The 18,842-nt window shown below is 60.2% G+C and carries 21 protein-coding genes; 10 read left to right on the forward strand and 11 right to left on the reverse strand.

The window, feature by feature from the left end; translation table 11 throughout:
• Positions 1–130: 130 nt before the first annotated feature.
• From hisB to hisF, 5 genes are read left to right on the forward strand one after another with little or no spacing between them, the layout of a single operon-like run.
• A complete protein-coding gene (hisB, locus tag ACE4QZ_RS03570; RefSeq protein WP_003255736.1) occupies positions 131–724 on the forward strand; it encodes an imidazoleglycerol-phosphate dehydratase HisB in 594 nt (197 codons plus the stop codon).
• Positions 725–1,363 carry an imidazole glycerol phosphate synthase subunit HisH gene (hisH, locus tag ACE4QZ_RS03575; RefSeq protein WP_021782633.1) on the forward strand — a complete coding sequence of 213 codons (639 nt, stop codon included), beginning with the start codon at positions 725–727 and terminating at the stop codon, positions 1,361–1,363.
• On the forward strand, positions 1,364–1,624 hold the full coding sequence (locus ACE4QZ_RS03580; protein WP_021782634.1) for a DUF2164 domain-containing protein: 261 nt from the start codon (positions 1,364–1,366) through the stop codon (positions 1,622–1,624).
• A 27-nt stretch (positions 1,625–1,651) separates the two neighbouring features.
• Entirely contained in the window at positions 1,652–2,389 is a 738-nt protein-coding gene (hisA, locus tag ACE4QZ_RS03585) for a 1-(5-phosphoribosyl)-5-[(5-phosphoribosylamino)methylideneamino]imidazole-4-carboxamide isomerase (protein WP_003255731.1), read from the forward strand.
• A gap of 10 nt (positions 2,390–2,399) precedes the next feature.
• Positions 2,400–3,170 carry an imidazole glycerol phosphate synthase subunit HisF gene (gene hisF, locus ACE4QZ_RS03590; protein ID WP_013970495.1) on the forward strand — a complete coding sequence of 257 codons (771 nt, stop codon included), beginning with the start codon at positions 2,400–2,402 and terminating at the stop codon, positions 3,168–3,170.
• Between the two features lie 117 nt (positions 3,171–3,287).
• Here the strand turns inward: hisF and choV are convergent, their stop codons facing one another.
• The 3 genes from choV to ACE4QZ_RS03605 form a co-directional block, all read right to left on the reverse strand.
• On the reverse strand, positions 3,288–4,466 hold the full coding sequence (gene choV / locus ACE4QZ_RS03595; protein WP_021782635.1) for a choline ABC transporter ATP-binding protein: 1,179 nt from the start codon (positions 4,464–4,466) through the stop codon (positions 3,288–3,290).
• Entirely contained in the window at positions 4,463–5,311 is an 849-nt protein-coding gene (gene choW, locus ACE4QZ_RS03600) for a choline ABC transporter permease subunit (RefSeq protein ID WP_172402799.1), read from the reverse strand. The genes choV and choW overlap by 4 nt, the downstream gene beginning before the upstream one ends.
• Positions 5,312–5,392: 81 nt before the next feature.
• Complete coding sequence (locus ACE4QZ_RS03605) at positions 5,393–6,340, reverse strand: choline ABC transporter substrate-binding protein (protein WP_021782637.1); 948 nt, start codon at positions 6,338–6,340, stop codon at positions 5,393–5,395.
• A gap of 452 nt (positions 6,341–6,792) precedes the next feature.
• Here ACE4QZ_RS03605 and ACE4QZ_RS03610 point away from each other — a divergent pair, with 452 nt between their 5' ends.
• On the forward strand, positions 6,793–8,169 hold the full coding sequence (locus ACE4QZ_RS03610) for an L-serine ammonia-lyase (RefSeq protein WP_019439081.1): 1,377 nt from the start codon (positions 6,793–6,795) through the stop codon (positions 8,167–8,169).
• 501 nt (positions 8,170–8,670) lie between these two features.
• Positions 8,671–9,777: a GlxA family transcriptional regulator gene (locus ACE4QZ_RS03615; protein WP_021782638.1), complete on the forward strand. Its 1,107-nt coding sequence runs from the start codon at positions 8,671–8,673 to the stop codon at positions 9,775–9,777.
• Positions 9,778–9,898: 121 nt separating this feature from the next.
• On the opposite strand, the gene ACE4QZ_RS03620 is transcribed toward ACE4QZ_RS03615, so the two are convergent.
• Positions 9,899–10,156, reverse strand: a complete 258-nt coding sequence (locus tag ACE4QZ_RS03620; RefSeq protein ID WP_021782639.1) for a hypothetical protein — start codon at positions 10,154–10,156, stop codon at positions 9,899–9,901.
• A 339-nt stretch (positions 10,157–10,495) separates the two neighbouring features.
• On the opposite strand from ACE4QZ_RS03620, the gene ACE4QZ_RS03625 reads away from it, so the two are divergent.
• Positions 10,496–10,747: a hypothetical protein gene (locus ACE4QZ_RS03625; RefSeq protein ID WP_021782640.1), complete on the forward strand. Its 252-nt coding sequence runs from the start codon at positions 10,496–10,498 to the stop codon at positions 10,745–10,747.
• A 219-nt stretch (positions 10,748–10,966) separates the two neighbouring features.
• Here the strand turns inward: ACE4QZ_RS03625 and ACE4QZ_RS03630 are convergent, their stop codons facing one another.
• The 4 genes from ACE4QZ_RS03630 to choX form a co-directional block, all read right to left on the reverse strand.
• Positions 10,967–11,437, reverse strand: a complete 471-nt coding sequence (locus ACE4QZ_RS03630) for a thioesterase family protein (RefSeq protein WP_021782641.1) — start codon at positions 11,435–11,437, stop codon at positions 10,967–10,969.
• A gap of 10 nt (positions 11,438–11,447) precedes the next feature.
• Entirely contained in the window at positions 11,448–12,413 is a 966-nt protein-coding gene (locus ACE4QZ_RS03635) for an L-carnitine dehydrogenase (protein ID WP_021782642.1), read from the reverse strand.
• Positions 12,414–12,579: 166 nt separating this feature from the next.
• Positions 12,580–13,464 carry a 3-keto-5-aminohexanoate cleavage protein gene (locus tag ACE4QZ_RS03640; protein WP_021782643.1) on the reverse strand — a complete coding sequence of 295 codons (885 nt, stop codon included), beginning with the start codon at positions 13,462–13,464 and terminating at the stop codon, positions 12,580–12,582.
• Positions 13,465–13,587: 123 nt separating this feature from the next.
• Positions 13,588–14,532 (reverse strand): choline ABC transporter substrate-binding protein, encoded by a 945-nt coding sequence (gene choX, locus ACE4QZ_RS03645; RefSeq protein ID WP_021782644.1) that lies wholly within the window; start codon positions 14,530–14,532, stop codon positions 13,588–13,590.
• A 145-nt stretch (positions 14,533–14,677) separates the two neighbouring features.
• Between choX and ACE4QZ_RS03650 the strand changes: the two genes are divergently transcribed.
• Entirely contained in the window at positions 14,678–15,625 is a 948-nt protein-coding gene (locus ACE4QZ_RS03650) for a GlxA family transcriptional regulator (RefSeq protein ID WP_021782645.1), read from the forward strand.
• 3 nt (positions 15,626–15,628) lie between these two features.
• On the opposite strand, the gene ACE4QZ_RS03655 is transcribed toward ACE4QZ_RS03650, so the two are convergent.
• From ACE4QZ_RS03655 to ACE4QZ_RS03665, 3 genes are all read right to left on the reverse strand, one after another.
• On the reverse strand, positions 15,629–16,246 hold the full coding sequence (locus tag ACE4QZ_RS03655) for a hypothetical protein (RefSeq protein ID WP_021782646.1): 618 nt from the start codon (positions 16,244–16,246) through the stop codon (positions 15,629–15,631).
• A gap of 73 nt (positions 16,247–16,319) precedes the next feature.
• A complete protein-coding gene (locus ACE4QZ_RS03660) occupies positions 16,320–17,012 on the reverse strand; it encodes a hypothetical protein (protein ID WP_003255705.1) in 693 nt (230 codons plus the stop codon).
• A 138-nt stretch (positions 17,013–17,150) separates the two neighbouring features.
• Positions 17,151–17,567 carry a lysozyme inhibitor LprI family protein gene (locus ACE4QZ_RS03665; protein WP_021782647.1) on the reverse strand — a complete coding sequence of 139 codons (417 nt, stop codon included), beginning with the start codon at positions 17,565–17,567 and terminating at the stop codon, positions 17,151–17,153.
• Positions 17,568–17,852: 285 nt separating this feature from the next.
• Here ACE4QZ_RS03665 and ACE4QZ_RS03670 point away from each other — a divergent pair, with 285 nt between their 5' ends.
• Positions 17,853–18,830 (forward strand): dipeptidase, encoded by a 978-nt coding sequence (locus ACE4QZ_RS03670; protein WP_003255700.1) that lies wholly within the window; start codon positions 17,853–17,855, stop codon positions 18,828–18,830.
• The last annotated feature ends 12 nt before the right edge of the window (positions 18,831–18,842 follow it).

Genomic DNA, 18,842 nt, shown 5'->3' on the forward strand with positions numbered 1-18,842 from the left:
TTGTATAGACCTGTAGCGGTATTCAGTCCGTGTAGATCCTGGCTTTGCCATATGTCATCCGCGTTTCAAGCTGGCGCGTTCTGGGCCTATAATGAAACCCTTTTCGCCCAATGATTTTGCGGAGCTGGTGATGGTTGAACGTAAGGCTTCCGTCGAGCGCAATACCCTGGAAACCCAGGTCAAGTGCTCGATCAACCTCGATGGCAGTGGCAAGGCCCGATTCGATATCGGTGTGCCCTTCCTTGAACACATGCTTGACCAGATCGCCCGCCATGGGCTGATCGATCTGGATATCGAGTGCAAGGGTGACACGCATATCGACGATCACCATACCGTCGAAGACGTCGGCATCACCCTGGGCATGGCATTCGCCCAAGCCATCGGTGACAAGAAAGGTATCTTCCGCTACGGCCACGCCTACGTGCCGCTGGACGAAGCGCTGTCACGCGTGGTCATCGACTTCTCTGGCCGCCCAGGCCTGCAGATGCACGTGCCGTATACCCGTGCCAGCGTTGGTGGCTTCGATGTCGACCTGTTCCAGGAGTTTTTCCAGGGCTTCGTCAACCATGCCCTGGTAACCCTGCACATCGATAACCTGCGTGGTCATAACACCCACCACCAGATCGAAACCGTATTCAAGGCTTTCGGCCGCGCCCTGCGCATGGCCATCACTCTCGACGAGCGTATGGCCGGGCAGATGCCTTCCACCAAAGGGTGCCTGTAAATGCAAACGGTAGCCGTAATCGACTATGGCATGGGTAACCTGCACTCGGTGGCCAAGGCGCTTGAGCACGTAGGTGCCGGTAAAGTGCTGGTTACCAGCGATGCCTCAGTGATCCGCGAGGCCGACCGTGTGGTGTTCCCGGGCGTGGGCGCGATTCGCGACTGCATGGCCGAGATCCGCCGCCTTGGCTTCGACAGCCTGGTGCGCGAAGTCAGCCAGGACCGCCCGTTCCTTGGCATCTGCGTCGGTATGCAGGCGCTGCTCGAACACAGTGAGGAAAACACCGGCGTCGACTGCATCGGCCTGTTCCCTGGCCAGGTGCGCTTTTTCGGCAAAGACCTGCAAGAAGACGGCGAGCACCTTAAGGTGCCGCACATGGGCTGGAACGAAGTCGTCCAGACCATCGATCACCCGCTGTGGCACGACATCCCTGACCGCGCACGTTTCTACTTCGTGCACAGCTACTACATCAATGCCGGCAAACCAGGCCAGGTGGTGGGGCGCGGTCACTATGGCGTCGACTTCGCCGCAGCGCTGGCCGACGGTTCGCGTTTTGCCGTGCAGTTCCACCCGGAGAAGAGCCATACCCATGGCCTGCAGTTGCTGCAGAACTTCATCGCCTGGGACGGGCGCTGGTAAATGAGCAGGTCGAAGACCAAGGCCCCGAGCATCACCCTTGCCCCCGAACAGGAGCGCGAAGCGCTCGATACCTTGAAGCGCTTCCTCGAAGACCGCTTCGAGCTGCAGTTGGGGTCATTCGAGGTGGCCGAGGTCCTCGAGCTGTTCAGCAAAGAGATTGCACCCCATTACTACAACAGGGCGATTGCCGATGTTCAGCTGCACCTCAAGGAGCGGTTCGAGAGCATCGAAAGCGACCTGTGGGCACTCGAGAAGCCCTGAAACCCAACAAATAGACAGGTTCCCAAGATGCTGATTATCCCCGCTATCGATCTGAAGGACGGTGCTTGCGTGCGCCTGCGCCAGGGCCGCATGGAAGACTCTACGGTATTTTCCGACGACCCGGTGAGCATGGCCGCCAAGTGGGTCGAGGGTGGCTGCCGCCGCCTGCACCTGGTCGACCTCAACGGCGCCTTCGAAGGCCAGCCGGTCAATGGTGAAGTGGTTACCGCCATCGCCAAGCGCTACCCGAACCTGCCGATCCAGATCGGCGGCGGTATCCGTTCGCTGGAAACCATCGAACACTACGTCAAGGCTGGCGTCAGCTACGTGATCATCGGCACCAAGGCAGTCAAGCAGCCCGAGTTCGTCGCTGAAGCGTGCAAAGCCTTCCCGGGCAAGGTCATCGTCGGCCTGGACGCCAAGGACGGTTTCGTCGCCACCGACGGTTGGGCCGAAGTCAGCTCGGTGCAAGTCATCGACCTGGCCAAGCGTTTCGAGGCCGATGGCGTCTCGGCGATCGTCTACACCGACATTGCAAAGGACGGCATGATGCAGGGCTGCAACGTGCCCTTCACCAAGGCACTGGCTGAAGCCACCCGTATCCCGGTGATCGCCTCGGGTGGCATTCACAACCTGGGCGACATCAAGGCCCTGCTGGACGCCAAGGCCCCGGGCATCATCGGCGCCATCACTGGCCGTGCCATCTACGAAGGCACCCTGGATGTCGCTGAGGCCCAGGCCTTCTGTGACAACTACCAAGGCTGAGGACTGAACCATGGCACTGGCCAAGCGCATTATCCCTTGCCTGGACGTGGACAACGGCCGGGTGGTCAAGGGCGTCAAGTTCGAGAACATCCGTGACGCCGGCGACCCGGTGGAAATCGCCCGTCGCTACGACGAGCAAGGTGCCGACGAAATCACCTTTCTCGACATCACCGCCAGCGTCGATGGCCGCGACACCACGCTGCATACCGTCGAGCGCATGGCCAGCCAGGTGTTCATCCCGCTGACGGTCGGTGGTGGCGTGCGTACCGTGCAGGACATCCGCAACCTGCTCAACGCCGGTGCCGACAAGGTCTCGATCAACACCGCGGCGGTGTTCAACCCAGAGTTTGTCGGCGAGGCGGCGGACCGTTTCGGTTCGCAGTGCATCGTTGTCGCCATCGATGCCAAGAAAGTGTCCGGGCCAGGTGAAGAGCCGCGCTGGGAGATTTTCACTCACGGCGGGCGCAAGCCGACCGGGCTGGATGCAGTCGAGTGGGCGAAGAAGATGGAAGGCCTGGGCGCTGGCGAGATCCTGCTGACCAGCATGGACCAGGACGGCATGAAGAACGGCTTCGACCTGGGAGTCACCCGCGCTATCAGTGATGCGCTGGGCATTCCGGTGATTGCCTCGGGGGGCGTGGGTAACCTGCAGCACCTGGCAGACGGCATTCTGGAAGGGCACGCCAGCGCGGTGCTGGCGGCCAGCATCTTCCACTTTGGCGAGTACACAGTGCCGGAGGCCAAGGCCTACATGGCTTCGCGCGGGATTGTCGTTCGCTGATCCATTGATCGGGGCTGCTTTGCAGCCCTTCGCGGGCACGCCCGCTCCCACAGAGATCTCAGCAAACCTGTGGGAGCGGGCGTGCCCGCGAAGGGCCGCGAAGCGGCCCCAATTGCCTCAACCGAGGTTCTTGCCGAGCAGCGCGTGGTAAAGCTCGGTATCCCCGAGAATCCCCACCACCTTGTCGTTATCCTGCAGCACCAGCTTGTTGCCGGTCTGATAACGAATCTGCAGTGCGTCACGCATGCCAATATCGGCGTGCACCACAGTCGGCCTGCGCTCCAGCAACTCCACATCTTGCCCCGGTGCCCATTTCTGCATGTCCAGACCGTTCTGGCCCTGGCGTGCACGCTTTAGCGCGCCGCCTTCGCCAAGGTCCAGCCACGAGTCGATACCTGGGTCCAGGCACACCGAGCCATTGACCCGTTTGCAGTTGTCCAGGCTGCGCATCAGGCTGCGGCCGCACAGCACGTTCAGCGGGTTGGTATGGGCGACGAAGGTGCGCACGTATTCGTCGGCCGGGTTCAGCACGATCTCCTCCGGTTTGCTGTACTGGATGATCCGCCCGTCTTTCATGATCGCAATGCGGGTACCCAGTTTCAGCGCTTCGTCCAGGTCGTGGCTGACGAACACGATGGTTTTGCTCAGCTTGGCCTGCAGGCCAAGCAGCTCATCTTGCAGGCCCTGGCGGATCAGGGGATCCAGCGCCGAGAACGGTTCGTCCATCAGCAAGATGTCGGCATCCATCGCCAGCGCCCGGGCCAGGCCCACGCGCTGTTGCATGCCGCCAGAAAGCTCATCCGGCTTCTTGTTGCGCCACTGGGTCAGGCCCACCAGCTCAAGCTTCTCGTCGACCAGCTTGCGCCGTTCCTTTTCCGGACGACCCTGCATCTCCAGGCCAAAGCTGATGTTCTCGCGCACCGTCAGCCAGGGCATCAGGGCAAACTTCTGGAACACCATGGCAATGCGCTTGGTGCGCATCATCTTCAGTTCGGCCGCGGAGCAGTTGGCAATGTCGATGTGCCTGCCTTCATGTTCGACGAACAACTTGCCGCGGCTGACGGTGTTGAGGCCGTTGATGCAGCGCAGCAGGCTCGACTTGCCCGAGCCGGACAAGCCCATCAGCACGCAGATCTCGCCTTTGTTGATATCGAGGTTGGCCTTTTCGACACCCACCACCAGGCCGGTCTGCTTGAGGATCTGCTCGCGGGTCTGGCCTTGGTCCAGCAGCGACAGTGCCTCGCGCGGCTTGTTGGAGAAGATGACGTCGACGTCTTCGAAACGAATGATGCTCATGCCTCACCCCTTACCGGCAGTTCCGGTTGCTTGCAGATACGGTCGAGCATGATTGCCAGCAGCACGATCGCCAGGCCCGCTTCGAAGCCCAGGGAGATATCGGCGGTGTTCAGTGCGTTGACCACAGGTTTGCCCAGGCCGTCAGCGCCGACCAGGGCGGCAATTACCACCATCGACAGCGACAGCATGATGCATTGAGTGACACCGGCGGCGATGCTTGGCATCGCGTGCGGAAGTTCGATACGGGTAAGCAGTTGCCGACGCGAGCAGCCAAAGGCCTTGCCGGCGTCCATCAACTCTTGGGGCACGTCGCAGATGCCCAGGTAGGTCAGGCGAATGGGCGCTGCGATGGCGAACACCACGGTGGAGATCAGCCCCGGTACCACGCCCAGGCCGAACAGGGTCAGGGTAGGGATCAGGTAGACGAAGGTGGGCACCGTCTGCATCAGGTCGAGCACCGGGCGCATGGCGGTATAGAACATCGGTTTGTGCGCGGCGAGGATGCCCAGTGGTACGCCGATCAACACACATACCACCGTGGCGAAGGTGACCTGCGCCAGGGTTTCCATGGTTTCCTGCCAGTAACCCAGGTTGAGGATCAGCAGGAACGACAGGGCAACGAACGCGGTCAGCGCCCACTTGCGCTGGATCAGGTGCGCCAGGGCGGCGAACAGGGCGATGAGAACGAGCGGGTTGAACCAGGTAAGGATACTGGTAACCCCGTAGATCATGAACTCCAGGCCTTGCGCGATGGCGTCGAAGTAATTCGCGCCATGCTGGGTCAGCCATTCGACGAACGACGCGATGTACTGGCCCAAAGGTATTTTCTGATCGATAAGCATGATAGCGAGCTTCCACCTGCATAGATTGAAATCAACCCGGAGCAGGCACGGTCCTGCCCCGAGGTAGCGCTACTGCGTAGTTCGTTATTGCGTAAGCTTGGCCTTGGCCGCCTCCAGGCCGGGTTTGCCATCAACGGTAGTTACGCCGGCCAGCCAGGCATCCAGCTTGCCTGGGTTGTCCTTGATCCATTTTCTGGCGGCGGCTTCGGGTTTCATCTTGTCGTCCAGGACATAGCCCATCATGGTGCTTTCATCCTTGAGCTCGAACGACAGGTTTTTAAGCAGTTGGCCAACGTTGCTGCATTCCTGCGTATACCCCTTGCGGGTGTTGGTCAGCACGGTGGCCTTGCCGAAGTCGGGGCCGAAGAATTCGTCCCCGCCGGTCAGGTACTGCATCTTGAAGCGAGTGTTCATCGGGTGTGGCTCCCAGCCCAGGAACACCATTGCCTCGCCGCGTTTCTGCGCGCGATCAACCTGCGACAGCATGCCCGCCTCGCTGGACTGCACGATCTTGAAACCGGCGTCCTTCAAGCCAAAGGCGTTCTTGTCGATCATGCTCTGGATGGTGCGGTTGCCGTCGTTACCCGGTTCGATGCCGTAGATCTTGCCGTTCAGTTCTTTCTTGAACTTGGGAATGTCGCTGAAATCTTTCAGGCCCTTGTCATACAGCGCCTGGGGGACTGCCAGGGTGTACTTGGCGTTTTCCAGATTGGCGCGCACGGTTTCTACCGTGCCGGCGTCGCGGTATTGCTTGATGTCGTTCTCCATGGTCGGCATCCAGTTGCCGAGAAACACGTCCAGGTCCTTGCCGGTGGCCAGCGACTTGTAGGTCACCGGTACCGAGATCATGGTGGTGTGGGTCTTGTAACCCAGTGCTTCGAGCACAACGCTGGTGGTCGCGGTCGTGACTGTGATGTCGGTCCAGCCGACATCGGAGAAGCGTACAGTCTGACACTGCTCGGGTTCGGCTGCCTGGGCCAGCAATGGCGCGGACAGCAACGCAACCAGCAACAGCGAGGGTGAACCTTTCATGGATGGACTCCTGAGATATTGTCTTCGGGTTCGCGTGGGTCGCCGGGCTTTCTGAGGGTCCGGTCGACCAGGCCTGCAGAGGGCAGGATGCGTGGCCGTGCTTTACGAGTCGCTTTCGATAATCCTCCAGCGCCGGGCAATCGCCTACTGGTGGGGTCGTATCCAGTACGGAACGGGTCGTATCCAGTATGGGCGATGTCGCTTATGGATTTTTCCACCCCCTCACACGCATTTTTGCGTCACCAGGCCGCTGGAAAACGGCGCGGTGGGCGCAGTTCCTCGTTAAAAACAGCGCGGCGCTGCTGGACAAAAGTACGTCGGTTGCAGACGGCGAGGTGGGCGGTAAAAGCCCGATGATGCTGGCATTCAAGGCGGCCCGCTGTTTGAGCCTAGCAGCTACCCCGCCCTGCGCATGGCGCGCAGAGACAAGCCCAGCAAGAGGTGATTCGACAATGGCCATCAGCGTGTTCGACCTGTTCAAGATCGGTGTCGGGCCCTCCAGCTCCCACACCGTCGGCCCCATGCGTGCTGGCGCTTTGTTCGTTCAGGGCCTGCGCGAACGCGGCGAGCTGGAACGTGTAAAACGGATCGAGGTGCGCCTGTATGGCTCGCTGTCGGCCACCGGTATTGGTCATGGCACCGACAACGCCACCATCATGGGCCTGATGGGCGAGTGGCCTGACGCCATTGACCCGACCCAGATCGTGCCGCGTATCGCCGACCTGCGCGAAACCAACACCCTGCAGCTGGATAGCCGCTTGCCCATCGAGTTCGTCTGGGCCCGCGACATGCTGCTGCTGGACGAGAACCTGCCGTATCACCCCAACGCCATGACCCTGATTGCCGAAGGCGAGCAGGGCGAGTTGCACCGCGACACCTATTACTCGGTGGGTGGCGGCTTTGTAGTCGATGCAGCCCAAGCCGCCAGCGGTGTGCTGGATGCTGACCAGACGGTGTTGCCGTACGACTTCAACAGCGCCGCCGAACTGCTGCGCCTGTGCAAGCAAAACGACCTCAGCGTGTCGCAATTGATGATGGCCAACGAGAAGGTCTGGCGCAGCGAGGAAGACATCCGCGCTGGCCTGCACAAGCTCTGGGAAGCCATGCAGGAATGCGTCAACAACGGCCTCAAGTACGAGGGCACGCTACCGGGCGGGCTGAACGTGCGCCGCCGCGCCGCCAAGCTGCACCGCAGCTTGCAGGAAATCGGCAAGCCCAACGTGATCGGCTCGACCATGAGCGCCATGGAATGGGTCAACCTGTTCGCCTTGGCGGTCAATGAAGAAAACGCCGCCGGCGGGCGCATGGTGACCGCACCGACCAACGGCGCGGCGGGCATCATCCCGGCGGTGCTGCATTACTACATGCGTTTCAGTGATGAGGTTGATGAGTCCAGCGTTGTCGATTACTTCCTGGCCGCCGCCGCCGTGGGCATCCTGTGCAAGAAGAACGCCTCGATCTCTGGTGCCGAAGTAGGTTGCCAGGGGGAAGTCGGCTCGGCCTGCGCGATGGCCGCAGCAGGCCTTGCCGAAGTACTCGGCGCCACTCCCGCACAGGTTGAGAACGCCGCTGAAATTGCCCTGGAACATAACCTTGGCCTGACCTGCGACCCGGTTGGCGGGTTGGTGCAAGTGCCCTGCATCGAGCGCAACGCGATTGCTGCGGTGAAGGCCATCAACGCGGTGCAGATGGCGTTGCGCGGCGATGGTGAGCACTTCATTTCCCTCGATCAGGTAATCCGCACCATGCGCGATACCGGGGCCGATATGCACGACAAGTACAAAGAGACCTCGCGCGGTGGCCTGGCGGTCAGCGCTATCGAGTGCTGATTTGCTGATCTGACCTCCAGGGCGTCTTTCGCGGGCAAGCCCGCTCCTACAGGAACTGTGCCATCCCTGTAGGAGCGGGCTTGCCCGCGAAGATGCCCTGGAGGCTGATGAGGTGCAGCACAACCGCCAATGCCTCTTTATGGTGCGATGAGGGGCGCCCCACCTACCGATTGTCGGATGTCGCGATCAGTGTGGGCGTTGTCGGTGACACTTAAGGGTGTCGCTTCTGGGAAACCCACGCGGCACGTGTCACTAAACTGCTCAACCGTTACAGGCAACGCGCTAGCTCGCCTGTTTTGGACGACTGGCCAACACGATGCAAGTACTTGAAATGCCCAATAAAGGCGTCGTTTTCAGGTTTTTTTGGATGGCCGTTCAAGTTTAGGCACGGCGTTTGCGTTGAGATTGGCAAGCCTACCCCCGGAAAATGACCGAGGGGTCATAACAAGAAGTAAGTGCCCGCCTGAGGCACACCCTGCATTTGTGTGAGGAGAAATCGCGATGACGTCGTACAACTCCGGGAATCCAACCCAGAACCGCACAACACCCCAGTCCATCGGGTTTCTTCTATTGGACAATTTCACCCTGATTTCCCTGGCATCGGCGGTCGAGCCGCTGCGCATGGCCAACCAGCTGTCTGGCCGTGAGCTGTATCGGTGGCACACGCTGACGATCGATGGCGGTCAGGTGTGGGCCAGCGATGGTCTGCAAATCACACCGGATGCGGCAATCAGCAATGCTCCGCCCATCGACACCGTGATTGTCTGTGGTGGTGTTGGCATCCAGCGTTCCGTCACCCGTGAACACGTCACCTGGTTGCAAGCCCAGGCCCGTCAGTCGCGCAGGTTGGGTGCCGTGTGCACCGGCAGTTGGGCACTGGCCTGCGCTGGCCTGCTCGACGGCTTCGATTGCAGCGTGCACTGGGAATGCCTGGCCGCAATGCAGGAAGCCTTCCCGCGGGTGAACATGAGCACCCGCCTGTTCACCCTTGACCGCAACCGCTTCACCAGCTCCGGTGGTACCGCGCCGCTGGACATGATGCTGCACCTGATCAGCCGTGATCACGGCCGTGAGCTGTCGGCGGCGATTTCCGAGATGTTCGTCTACGAGCGTATTCGCAACGAGCAGGACCACCAGCGTGTGCCGCTCAAACACATGCTTGGCACCAACCAGCCGAAGTTGCAGGAAATCGTCGCGTTGATGGAGGCCAATCTGGAGGAGCCGATCGACCTGGACGAACTGGCGGTGTATGTATCGGTTTCGCGACGCCAGCTTGAGCGCCTGTTCCAGAAGTACCTGCACTGCTCGCCGTCGCGCTACTACCTGAAGTTGCGCCTGATCCGTGCGCGGCAGCTGCTGAAGCAGACGCCAATGTCGATCATCGAAGTGGCATCGGTGTGCGGATTCGTGTCGACCCCGCACTTCTCCAAGTGCTATCGCGAGTACTTTGGCATTCCGCCGCGTGACGAGCGTGTGGGCTCCAACACCGCGCAGCAGGTGGCCATGATGCCGATTCCGCAGGCCATGACCCTGTCGCCGCACAGCGGGCCGATGGCGGCCCTTAGCCAGGCGCGCAACGAGTCGACATTTGCCAGTGTAAGGCTCTGAGACCGCGCCGGCCTCTTCGCGGGCACGCCCGCTCCCACAGGTCACACCCGCTGAGCTTGAGCCAGCGGTGACCTGTGGGGGCGGGCATGTTCCGCGAAGAGGCCGGTCCTGGGTAAATGAATTACGCGCGTTTGTTGAACTGCGCCAATGCCGGCAACAGTTGCTTGTCGATGGCCTGGCGCACCGCAGGTAGGATCGTCGCACTACCGGTGTACATCTGCTCCACCATCCCCTTCAGCGCTCGCGCATTGGGCTCGTTCAGCCCGCGAACCACCGCTTCACAAGCCTGTTCGGCACTGGCTCCGGCAGGAATATCGAAACCGCGCGCGCGCAAGTGGCCGGCGAGGTCGTCCTGATCAATCAAATCCGCATGCATCATGGCTGTTGTCCCTTTTATCGCTAAGAGAGTGCTGCTGTGATTTACGACCGATTCTGTGACGTGCGCGACAGCCTCGCAAGGACAGAATGTCGCCATGGCTGCTTTGGCTAAGAACAGGTCGTTTACGACTAAATCCCCTACCAGGCAAGCACGCACACTGAAGCCATTCACGGTACAGAGGGTTTGGTCACCCTCGCTCACGCACAGTGGATGTTGCTCGCTCTTGGCCCCGGTAGCTCACGGCTTTCCGGGGTTATTTTTTTTGCAACTGTTATTTATATTGGTTTTTGGGAATCGATGTCCGTGGACGAGTAAGGCTCCGATATCTGGAGCATGAACATGGACCGGGAAAAATTAAAGTTTGGCTTGTTAGGTGCTGTGTTTATTTTTGCAGGGTGTACAGCCTCGGAGCATTCGAATTATCTCGAAGGTTTAGCCGGCACGCTATTTCAGATTAAATCTGATCAGCGCCGTGAAGCACTTGAAAGTGTTAGCAAGGATAATTATGTCGATCCCGTGCGGGCTGAGGTAAAGACTTCGACAGTGGATTACCCCGAGCAAGTTATGTCCGTCAACATTTTTACATGGTAAAGAGCTGTTAGGCGGAAAAATAACTTTTCTGGGGCATAACCACGGATGTACATTTTGGCGGTGGTAAACCAGAAGTGTTCAGATTTACAAGAAGACTGACCGGGCCAGTATATAGAGCGTTCGCTATGGTTGTCCGCTTCTGTACTGTCTGATTGTTGCGAGTGAAGGCGCCAGGGTGCTTCGTATCTATGGAGACCTTGGCGCCGGCTCCCTGGTCATTCAAGAAGGAAGTTTTAAGGTGCGCCCGATGTATTGCGGCGCCGGCGCCCCCTCCTGTTGCTCTGCCAAGTGGTTCAATTGGTAAACAGTGGTGTGCCCAAAAGGCGCTGACTGCGGCCCCGCCAGGTCCACGTGCAGTAACATCTGCTCGCTAGCCGCCAGGACGTCGTCGAACCCTGCCCGGTGCAGGCTGTGATACACGTGAAGACGCTTGTGGTCGAACCCGATGATCTGCGTCTGCACCCACACCTCGGTGCCCAGCTTCACCTCGTGCAGATAATTGATGTGCGCCTCCAGCGTGAACAGCGAATTTCCGCTTTGCCCACGGCTGTCGGCGTCCAGGCCAATGCGCTCCATCAGGGCGTCGGTCGCGTAGCTGAAGATCAGCAGGTAGAAGGCATCGCGCAGGTGCCCGTTGTAATCGACCCAGTCCTCCTGGACCGTGGTGCGGTAAGTGATCAAAGCAGGCATCTTGGTCTCCTTAATCGCCGAACGACATGCCGTGGCTGGCCTTGCTGGACTTCACCGCTTCCAGTACCGCCAGCAAGGTGTCGTCACGGTAGCGCTCCAGTGCAGCGATGCTGCGCTCGCCCTGTTGCTCAGCGGTGCCGCTCACCACATCGTCGATCAGCTTGTCGGTCAGTTCCGGTGCTGGCAGGTACGTCCAGGGCAGCTTCAGGGCAGGGCCGAACTGTGACATGAAGTGGCGCATGCCGGCATCGCCACCGGCCAGGGTATAGGTCAGAAACGTGCCCATGAACGACCAGCGCAAGCCTGCGCCGAAACGGATCGCGTCGTCGATTTCGCCCGTGGTGGCAACCCCGTCGTTGACCAGGTGCAGAGCCTCGCGCCATAGCGCCTCGAGCAGGCGGTCGGCGATGAAGCCTGGCACTTCCTTGCGCACATGCAGCGGGCGCATGCCGAGTGCGGTGTAGATGGTTTTGGCAGCTTCAATGGCCTCGGGTGAGGTGCGGCTGCCGCCGACGATCTCGACCAGCGGCAGCAGGTACACCGGGTTGAACGGGTGGCCGACGACGCAGCGTTCAGGGTGAGTGGACGACTCGTAGAACTCGCTGGGCAGCAGGCCCGAAGTGCTTGAACCGATGATTGCGTCAGGCTTGGCTGCGGCGCTGATTTTGGCGTGCAGGTCGAGCTTGAGGTCCAGGCGCTCTGGTGCGCTTTCCTGGATGAAATCGGCGTTACGCACGCATTCCTCGATGGTCGCCACGAACTTCAGGCGGTCTTGCGATGCGCCGGGTGCCAGGCCCTGTTTTTCTAGCGCCGGCCAGGCGTTGGCGATCCGTTTGCGCAGTGCCTGTTCGGCGCCGGGCGCCGGGTCCCAGGCCACCACGTCCAGGCCGTGGGCCAGGGCGCGGGCAACCCAGCCGCTGCCGATCACGCCGCTACCCAGGGCGGCGAAGGTTTTGATTTCAGTGATAAAGGGCATAGCTAGTCCTCAGGGTAAAACACAGTCATCAGGGTTACTGCCTAACCCTGTGGGAGCGGGCATGCCCGCGAACACCGGCGCGGCCGGTGCCATCCATCGCGTTGCCTGCTTCACGGGCACGCCCGCTCCCACAGGGTCTTCGGTGCATTTGCGATCGTTGAAAGGATCAGCAGCGCTTGAGGTTCATTTTTTCTCGGCCTTCTGCCGGGCTGAGCACGCGGCCACCCATGCGGGTGATGATCTCGCTTGCGCGTTCCACCAGTTGGCCATTGCTGGCCAGCACGCCACGGTCCAGATACAGGTTGTCCTCCAGACCTACCCGCACATTGCCGCCGAGCAACACAGCCTGAGCAGCCATAGGCATCTGCATGCGGCCGATGCCGAAGCCGGCCCAGGTGACGTTGGCTGGCAGGTTGTCGACCATGGCCTTCATGGTGGTGGTGTCGGCCGGTGCGCCCCACGGGATGCCCAGGCACAGCTGGAACAACGGGTCTTCGAGCAGGCCTTCCTTCATCATTTGCTTGGCGAACCACAGGTGGCCGGTGTCGAAGATTTCCAGCTCGGCCTTCACCCCCAGCTCGGTGATGCGCTTGGCGCCGGCGCGCAGTTGGGCCGGGGTGGACACATAGATCGAGTTGCCGTCACCAAAGTTGAGGGTGCCGCAATCGAGGGTGCAGATTTCCGGCAACAGTGCTTCGACATGGGCCAGGCGCTCCAGCGGGCCGATCAGGTCGGTGCCCGGGCCGAACTCCAGCGGCGTTTCACCCGGGCCGATTTCCAGGTCGCCGCCCATGCCGGCGGTGAGGTTGACGATGATGTCCACGTCAGCTTCGCGGATGCGTTCCATGACTTCGCGGTAGAGGTTTACATCACGGCTGAAACGGCCAGTCTGCGGGTCGCGGACGTGGCAGTGGACCACGGTGGCACCTGCTTTGGCGGCTTCCACGGCGGATTCGGCGATCTGTTTGGGCGTGACCGGGACCAGGTGGCTTTTCGAGGCGGTGTCGCCGGCGCCGGTGAGGGCACAGGTGATGATGACGTCGTGGTTCATGGTGCAGTTCCTTGTGATGTCTGTGTTGGCTTTTTCGTGGGCATGCCCGCTCCCACAGGATCAATGTGATCCCGAGTGTGGCGGCGTACCTGTGGGAGCGGGCTTGCCCGCGAAAGGGCCCTGTCAGTTGGCGGTAAGCTTGAGGTTGTCAGCAGCCGGCTTGCCATCGAAGGTGGTCACACCCTCAAGCCAGCGCGCCTTGTCCTCGGGGTGGTCCTTGAGCCACTGGCGGGCTGATTCCAGCGCGTCCTTGTGGTCGAGCAGTGGCTGCATCATGCGGCTCTCGTCCTCGGCGCTGAACTTAAGGTTGGCCAGCAGGCGGTGGGCATTGGGGCAGCGTTCGGCGTAGTCCGGCGCCGTCACTGTCCACACCGTCGCACGGCCTTCGTCAGGGCCGAGCGCATCCCGGCTGTCACCCAGGTAGGCCATGTCGATGTTCACGTTCATCGGGTGCGGCGCCCAGCCGAAGAACACCACGGCCTCCTTGCGCCGCACCGCACGGTCGACGGCGGCGAGCATGCCGGCCTCGCTGGACTCGACCAGCTGGAACTTGCCCAGGTCGAACTGGTTCTTGGTGATCATTGCCTTGATCTGGGTGTTGGCGCCGGAACCCGGTTCAATGCCATAGATCTTGCCGCCCAGCTCTTTCTCGAACTTGTGGATGTCGGCGAAGGTCTTCAGGCCCTTGTCGTAGAGGTATTTCGGCACGGCCAAGGTGGCGCGCGCGTCTTCCAGGCTTGGCTTGTCCAGCACTTTGACCTGGTTGGCATCGATGAACGGGGTAATGGTCTGAGTCATGATCGGGTTCCAGTACCCCAGGAACATGTCCAGGCGCTTGTCGCGGATGCCGGCGAAGATGATCTGTTGCGAGGCACTGGTCTGTTTGGTCTGGTACCCCAGGCCGTCGAGCAGCACCTGGGCCATGGCGCTGGTGGCAATGACGTCGGTCCAGTTGACCACACCAAGGCGCACGTTTTTGCAGACGGCGGGCTCGGCGGCGAAAAGCGGGGTGGCAACGATGCTGCTCAGGGCAAGTGACAACAGGCTGCGGCGGATCAAGCTGTGCATGGTGGCTCTCCATCGGCAGTGCGTATTGTTATTGAGGGCGGCCTCTGCGGACCGTGTGAATACGCTACGCTGGCGCTACCTTGCCCAAGCGCACGCTAGCGACAGGAATTAGCACCTGGGCGACCAGTTTTCTGTGGAGGAGGGGATGATGGAGACGATAGCCTTTCTGTTGGTGCCCGGGTTTTCCGCCATGGGGTTCATTTCGGCGGTGGAGCCACTGCGGGTGGCCAATCGTTTTGGTGGGCAGTTGTACCGGTGGCAGGTGCTAAGCCTGGATGGTGAGGCGGTGCTGGCGAGCAATGGCATGTCGATCAATGCCGATGCCGCCTTGGGGGAGGGGGAGCCGGCCAACATCCTGCTGGTGGTTGCGGGCTTCGAGCCACTGGCCAATGTCGCACCCAAACTGCTGCATGCGCTGCGCCGGCTCAACCACGAAGCTGTCATGCTCGGTGGTATCGACACGGGCGCGATGGTGCTGGCCGAGGCAGGGCTGCTCGAGGGCTACCGGGCGACATTGCATTGGGAGGCGCTTGAGGCATTCAAGGAACGCTATCCAGGCCTTCAAGCCACCCAGGAACTGTTCGAGATTGACCGCAGCCGCATCACCTGTGCCGGCGGAACGGCCTCGATCGATTTGATGCTGCACCTGATTGCCCAGTCTCACGGCAGCGAACTGGCGGTCAAGGTGTCCGAGCAGTTCGTGCTGGGTCGCATCCGTCAGCGCCAGGACCACCAGCGCATGCAGATCGGTGCGCGTTATGGCATCAGCAACAAGAAGCTGATCCATGCCATTGGCGAAATGGAAAAACACATAGAGCCACCACTGAGCACGCTGGATCTGGCTGCCGCGATCAGGGTAACAAGGCGTCAATTGGAGCGTTTGTTTCGCATGCACCTTGATGCCACACCGAGCAGTTTCTATCTCGCGTTACGGCTGGACAAGGCGCGCCAGCTGCTGGCCCAGACCGACATGTCGGTGACTGAAGTCAGCCTTGCCTGTGGCTTTGAACTGCCATCGTATTTCACGCGGCGCTACAAGCTCAGGTTTGGAAGGTGCCCGCGGGAGGAGCGTCGGCCTGGGGGTACAAAGTGAGCTTCAATCCAGCTCGCGCTCGAGAATCGCCCTCAGTTTTTCACGATTCCTTGCTTGCAGATCCTTGCGAAGCGAGGCAAAACCCGCTGCATTGAAGCGTGCACCCAGATGGTCGAATATCAGGTTCAACTTTCTGGTGGGCTCGACCGGGTCGGTAATGCAGTAGGTGTAAAACAGGATCGCAACCGGAACCTGGTCCCCTTCATGGTCCATTTCGATGCTTAGATGTGAAGAGGCGTTCATTACGGTGAAAGTATGCGTACCTGCCGACTGCAGAGCGGCTTGAACATTTTCTTCAAGGCTCTTGAACCAAGGCCCTTTCTCGCGGGGCGGGGGTAGATAGCCACTGTACACATCGCTCAATGCAAGCAGGTGCGGCTCATACACAATGGTTTTATGTGTATGTTCGAACAGGGTGAATTTCAATGATTGCAAGGTGGCGAGAGCGACAGCGAACCATTGCTGAGGCTGGGTCTCCATCGAGTATTTTTCATTGGCCATCGCTTGTGAATAACGCAGGCACAGCTGCAAATCTTCCCATGTCTCGAGTGTCAGCCAGGGCGCAGGCTTGATTCTTAGCCGCTCCTCGAATATTCGGGTGTCCAGGCTTGTATCGCCCATGTGGCATTGCTCCTCGATGGATGCATATGACCAGAACCGGGTACCAGCGCGCTCTGGTACCCGGCCTCGCTAATCAGATAGCGAGAAACGCGGCGATGTCGCCTTTGATCTTCTCGTTCACAAGATCACGTGCAGCGTCGAAGTGACGAACGCTGAACGTGCCCTGCTGCGACGCGCGATAGACGCGGGTAGAGGTTTTGTCGACCTTGCGGGTCAGGGCGCCTTCACGCTCGACTTTCGAGTCGTAGCTGGCCTGGAAGCTGGTCATGTGCATCGCCGGCAGGCCTTGTGGCGTCATTTCGCACTGGGCGACCACGAAGTTGCTCGATTTGCCGGATTCGCTGTGGCTGTGCTTTTCCAGATGCGCCTTGACTTCCGGTTTCTGCACGACAATTTGCAGAACACGCCTGGCGCAGGCGGCGCGACGAGGGTCCGCAGAGACACTGATGGTGACGGACTTGGTGATCAGCTCTGCCAAGGTCAGGTTGTCCTCATCAATGGCATCTTCGGCATGTGCTGCACCCGTCATGGTCCAGCCGAACTTGATCAGGCCATCGTTGTAGAAGTTGTACCACTCGCGCTGCTGGGTTTCCTTGTCGAACTTCTTGTTGGCCAGTTCGGTCATCAAGCGCATGCCGGCCAGGATGTCTTCTGCAATGTTGGCAGGGACATTGTCAGCGAAGACGCAGATGGTCTGGCCGGTAGCGGCTACGCGCTCTTGACCCTCTTTGCGGATTTTTTCCATTTCAACTTTGATGTCAGCCACTTTGTAATTCCTTGATAGTTGTGAGTTCCAAGACACACATGGTGAGCACGTGGTCTGAGGGCACTATCGAGTAATTACGCAGGGGACATCAGCGGCATGTTGTTCCTCTGGAGTTGATCGTTCACTCGCGCGTACTGATCAATCTTCGGGTGCCAGCTCGTCACCGTTTTGCAGGCCCAGGCTGCGCAAGTACTCCGCTCGCTCATCGCTGTGCTGTGCAATGCAGCTGTTCCAGGCGATCTGGTAGGCCTTGCTGCCTGGTTGTTCAGCATGGGTTTCGACCTTGCAGTCTGCATCGCGCAGTTGGCTCCAGACTTGCTCGGCTGCCTCTAATCGCGACATCAGGCCGGCCTCGTCGCCAAACTGATCACGCATGCGCGCGACCAGGTCGTCGTAGGCCGACTGCAGCTCACGCTCGGCGATCTGCTTGTTGAATGCTGCGCAGGCGAAGGTCTGCTGGTCGGTCTCCACATTGTCGCAAGGTGTGCTTTCTTCCTCGCCGGCCTGGGCCCCGCTCACGATGGCCAGCAGCACCAGCCATGCCATTGATTTCATCCGCTTTCTCCTCAACAGGCTGTCGAATCGCAGGGATTCTCGCTCAGCCTGAGGCCAGGTGGTAGCTCCCTGACCAAATGTTCATGCAGCGGTCGCAAATGGCGTTATCGAGACTGCCTCTCATCGCCGAAAGACGCGCCAGACGTGCTCATGTCGCGCATTGACGCTTTCGGCAAACCCCCTGTCGTTTTTGCACCGGGGCGCCTCGGGGCACAGGCATATGCTGGCCTCAAAGCGCCGGCAGAAGGTTTGGCGCGACCCAACTCTATAAAAGGGGACAGCCTGATGAGCCCAGCCGAATTACACGCCGACAGCATCGTCATCGATGGCCTGATCATCGCCAAATGGAACCGCGAGCTGTTCGAAGACATGCGCAAAGGCGGTCTCACTGCGGCCAACTGCACGGTGTCGGTCTGGGAAGGGTTCAAGGCAACCGTCGACAACATCGCGTCCAGCCAGAAACTGATCCGCGACAACAGCGACCTGGTGATGCCGGTGCGCACCACCGCCGACATCCGCAAGGCCAAGGAGCTGGGCAAGACCGGCATCCTCTTCGGCTTCCAGAACGCCCATGCGTTCGAGGACCAGATCGCTTATGTGGACGTGTTCAAGCAGCTGGGCGTGGGCATCGTGCAGATGTGCTACAACACCCAGAACCTGGTTGGCACCGGCTGCTACGAGCGTGATGGCGGGCTGTCCGGCTTCGGCCGCGAGATCGTTGCCGAGATGAACCGTGTCGGCATCATGTGCGACCTGTCCCACGTCGGTTCCAAGACTTCCGAAGAAGTCATCCTCGAATCGAAAAAGCCGGTGTGCTACTCGCACTGCCTGCCCTCGGGCCTGAAAGAGCACCCGCGCAACAAGTCGGACGAAGAGCTGAAATTCATCGCCGATCACGGCGGTTTCGTTGGCGTCACCATGTTCGCGCCGTTCCTGGCCAAAGGCATTGACTCGACCATCGATGACTACGCCGAAGCCATCGAATACACCATGAATATCGTCGGTGAAGACGCCATCGGTATCGGTACCGACTTCACCCAGGGTCACGGCCAGGACTTCTTCGAATACCTGACCCATGACAAGGGCTACGCCCGCCGTCTGACCAACTTCGGCAAGATCATCAACCCACTGGGCATTCGCACTGTCGGCGAATTCCCCAACCTCACCGAGACCTTGCTCAAGCGCGGCCACTCCGAGCGTGTGGTACGCAAGATCATGGGCGAGAACTGGGTAAACGTCCTCAAGGATGTCTGGGGCGAGTAAGCCGCTCTCCAA

The organism is Pseudomonas sp. DCA-1, assembly GCF_046523955.1.
GTDB classification, from domain to species: Bacteria; Pseudomonadota; Gammaproteobacteria; order Pseudomonadales; family Pseudomonadaceae; genus Aquipseudomonas; species Aquipseudomonas putida_Y.